The organism is Salipiger sp. HF18 (assembly GCF_011806505.1).
GTDB classification, from domain to species: Bacteria; Pseudomonadota; Alphaproteobacteria; order Rhodobacterales; family Rhodobacteraceae; genus Salipiger; species Salipiger thiooxidans.
Genome location: NZ_JAATOS010000352.1, coordinates 1 through 4211 on the forward strand (window position 1 = coordinate 1; position 4211 = coordinate 4211).

The window sequence follows — 4211 nt, forward strand, 5'->3', positions numbered from 1 at the left end:
CGGTGCAGATCCAGAACGCGGGCACCGTGGCGGGCAACCTCTGCAACGCCTCGCCCGCGGCGGATGGGGTGCCGGCGCTGCTGGCGCTCGACGCCTCGGTCGAGCTGGCCACGGGCACGGGCACGCGCGTGCTGCCGCTCGCGCAGTTCATCACCGGCCCGCGCGCAACGGAGCTGGCCCCGGGCGAAATCGTCACCGCGGTGCTGATCCCCGACGCCGCGGGCTCGGGCACCTTCCTCAAGCTGGGTGCGCGGCGCTACCTCGTGATCTCCATCGCCATGGTCTCGGCCGTGGTCGTGGTCGAGGCCGGGCGCATCGCCTCGGCGCGCATCGCGGTGGGCGCCTGCTCGCCGGTGGCGCGGCGACTGGGAGGGCTGGAAACCCTGCTCGCCGGCTGCGGGGCCGGTGCCGCCGAGCCAGTGATCCTGGGCTACGATTACCCCGAACTGAGCCCCATCGACGACGTGCGCGCCCGTGCCGGCTACCGCCGCGAGGCGGTGGCGACGCTGGTCGCCCGCGCCGTCGCTCTGGCCGTCGAAAAGGAGGCGTCCCATGTCGCTTGATGCACCGCAGGGCCACATCGGCTTCACCCTCAACGGGGCCGAGATCACCGTTCCCGCCGAACCCACCGTGCGCCTCTCGGAGCTGCTGCGCGAGGTCGCTGGGGCCCGTGACGTCAAGGTCGGCTGCAACGCCGGTGATTGCGGCGCCTGCACCGTGCTGGTCGACGGCGACCCGGTCTGTGCCTGCATGATGGCGGCGGGCCAGGTGCAGGGCCGCACCGTGGAAACCCAGGCCGGGCTGGTGGCCGACGATCCGCTGGCCGAGCGGCTGGCGCAGAGCTTCCAGCGCCATCAGGCGGCACAATGCGGCATCTGCACGCCGGGCATGATGGTCTCGGCCGTGGCGCTGTTGCGCTCGGGTGAGGCGCTGACCGAAGAGAGCGTCTCGGACGCGCTCGGCGGCGTGCTTTGCCGCTGCACCGGCTACCGCAAGATCATCGCCGCGGTGCTCGACGCCTCGGACACGGCACCGCTTGCCGAGGGCGGTGTGGGCGCGCCGATCGCGCGGCTCGACGGTTGGCCCAAGGTCTCGGGCACCGAGCGCTTCGGCGACGACGTGGCGCCGGGCGACGCGCTGGTGGTGAAGGCGATCCGCTCGCCCTACCACCGCGCTTCCTTCAGCTTCGGCGACCTCGAGCGCTTCACCGAAGAAAACGGCCTCGCGCTGGTGCTGACCGCCGCCGACGTGCCGGGCGAGAACCGCTTCGGCGTGATCCCCGGCTTCGAGGACCAGCCGCTCTTTGCCGAGACCGAGACCCGCTTCAAGGGCGAGGCCGTGGCAGCCGTCGTGGGCTCTGCCGAAGCGCTGGCCGAGATGGAGCCCTTCCCGGTGAGCTGGCAGGAGCTGCCCTCTGTGCTCACCCCCGAAGGTGCTGCCGGGGCCGCGCTGCTGCACGAGGGCCGCGAGGCCAACGTCATGTGCCGCGGCTACGTGGCGCGCGGCGATGCGGCGGGCGCCCTGGCCGGGGCGGCGCATGTGGTGTCGGGCGACTTCTCCACCGGCTTCATCGAACACGGCTACATCGAGCCCGAGGCCGCCTCGGCCCGGCGCGTCGGCGACCGGCTCGAGATCCGCTGCTGCACGCAGGCGCCCTACATGAACCGCGACGGCATTGCCTCGATCATGGGCATGTCGGCGGCGGACGTGCGCATCCTGCCGACCGCGGTGGGCGGCGGCTTCGGCTCCAAGCTCGACCTCACCGCGCAGCCCTTCGTGGCGCTGGCGGCGTGGAAGCTGAACCGCCCCGTGCGCATCGCCTACACCCGCATCGAGTCGATCTCGACCTCGACCAAGCGCCACCCGAGCCAGGTCCACATGGAGATCGGCGCCGACGCCGAGGGCCGCATCGTGGCCGCGCGTTTCGACGGCGTCTTCAACACCGGTGCCTATGCAAGCTGGGGCCCCACGGTGGCCAACCGCGTGCCGATCCACGCGTCCGGCCCCTACAAGACCCCCAACTATGAAGCCAGAAGCGCCGGCATCCACACCAACACCGCGCCCGCCGGTGCCTTCCGTGGCTTCGGCGTGCCGCAATCGGCGGTGGCGCAGGAACAGCTCTACGACATCATGGCCGAGAAGCTGGGCATCGACCGGCTCGAGTTCCGCCGCCGCAACTGCCTCGAGAACGGCGATCCGACCGTCACCGGGCAGGTCTTCGAGCGTGGCATGGGCATCGACGCCTGTTTCGACGCGCTGACCCCGCACTGGACCCGGGCGCTGGCCGAGGCCGCCGCCTTCAACGACACCAGCGCCGTGAAGAAGCGCGGTGTCGGCGTCGCGGCGGGCTGGTACGGCTGCGGGAACCCCTCGACGATCCGCGCGGGTATCACGCCCACAGGCGAGTTGCGCCTGCATCAGGGCGCGGTGGACATCGGGCAGGGCTCCAACACCGTCATCACCCAGATCTTCGCGCAGGCGCTCGGCGTCGCGGTCGCGGACATCACGCTGGTGGGTCCCGACACCGACATCACCCCGGACGCGGGCAAGACCTCGGCCAGCCGCCAGACCTACATCTCGGGCAACGCCGCAAGGCTCTGCGGCGAGGCGCTGCGGGCGCAGATCCTGCGGCTGGGCAACGTCTCGGAGGAGGCAGTGATCCGCCTTGGCGACGGCGTCATCGAGCTTACCGACGCGGGCAACACCGTGCGCGTGGACCTGTCGCACGAGGGCGAATACGCGCTGGAGGCGGTCGAGAGCTACGACCCGCCGACCTCGCCGCTCGACAAGAACGGGCAGGGCGATCCCTACGCGGTCTTCGGCACCGCGGCGCAGATGTGCGAACTGGAAGTCGACACCGCGCTCGGCACCGTGAAGCTGCTGCGCATCGTCGCCGCCCATGACGTCGGCAAGGCCATCAACCCGCTGCTGGTCGAGGGCCAGATCGAGGGTGGCGTGGCACAGGGCATCGGGCTTGCGCTGATGGAAGAGTTCCTTCCCGGCCGCACCGAGAACCTGCACGACTACCTGATCCCCACCATCGGCGACGTGCCCCCAATCGAAAGCCTGATCGTCGAGTCGGGTGACATGCACGGCCCCTACGGCGCCAAGGGGCTGGGCGAGCACTGCCTCATCCCCACCGCGCCCGCCGTTCTCAACGCCATCGCGCATGCCACCGGCGCGCGCATCCACCATCTGCCCGCAACGCCCGACAAGGTGCGCGCGGCGATCCTCGCCGTGGGGACGGGCGCATGATGCTCGACGCCGAAGACCAGAAGACGGCCGCAGGAAAGGCCCCCGAGATGACCGAAAAGACCCTGACCGGCACCTTCGCCGGGATCGACGTGGGCGGCACCTTCACCGATCTCGTCTACTACGACAGCAAGGCGCGGGGGGTGAAGCTCGCCAAGGTGCCGACGACGCTCGACAACCAGTCGAAGGGCGTTCTGGCAGCGCTGGACGCGGCGTCGGTCGATGCCGCTGCGCTCGACCTGATCGTGCACGGCACCACCACCACGACCAACGCGGTGCTGGAACGCCAGCTCTGCAAGACCGGCCTCGTGACCACGCTGGGCTTCCGCGACGTGCTCGAGCTCGGGCGCCGCACGCGGCCCCACGCCTACGGCATGACCGGCCAGTTCCGCCCGATCATCCCGCGCGATCTGCGGCTCGAGGTGCCGGGACGGATGCTGGCGGACGGCTCGGAATACGCGCCCCTCGACGAGGTCGCCCTGCGCGCGGCCCTGGCTGACCTCGTCGACAAGGGCTGCGAGGCGCTGGTCATCCACTTCCTGCACTCCTATGCCAACCCCGCGCACGAGCTCCGCGCCCGCGAGATCGCCCGCGAGATCTGGCCCAACGGCAACATCACCATGGGCCACGCGCTGATCTCGGAAAGCCGCGAGTTCGAACGCGGCGTCACCGCGGCGGTCAACGCCAGCGTCCAGCCGCTGCTGCGCCGCTACGTCGAGCGCCTCGCCGACAAGCTCTCGGAACGCGGCTACGACCGTGACCTTCTGGTGATGAACGGCAACGGCGGCATGGTTTCGGCCCGCATCGTCGCCGAGGAGGCCGCCAAGACGGTGATGTCGGGGCCCGCCTCGGGCGTCATGGCCGCCGCCTATACCGGGCGCCGCGCCGGCATTCCCGACCTTCTGACCTATGACATGGGCGGCACCTCCACCGACGTCGCGATGATCCGTGGCGCCGAT

At 70.8% G+C, this 4211-nt stretch carries 3 protein-coding genes; all 3 read left to right on the forward strand.

Annotated features, from left to right (window positions below):
* The coding region (locus tag HC022_RS20290; protein ID WP_167453625.1) for a xanthine dehydrogenase family protein subunit M at positions 1 to 563 on the forward strand (563 nt) is incomplete at its 5' end.
* Positions 553 to 3255: a molybdopterin cofactor-binding domain-containing protein gene (locus HC022_RS20295; RefSeq protein ID WP_167453626.1), complete on the forward strand. Its 2703-nt coding sequence runs from the start codon at positions 553 to 555 to the stop codon at positions 3253 to 3255. The genes HC022_RS20290 and HC022_RS20295, both read left to right, overlap by 11 nt.
* A gap of 47 nt (positions 3256 to 3302) precedes the next feature.
* Positions 3303 to 4211: hydantoinase/oxoprolinase N-terminal domain-containing protein (locus HC022_RS20300; protein WP_167453627.1), on the forward strand; the 909-nt coding region annotated here is incomplete at its 3' end.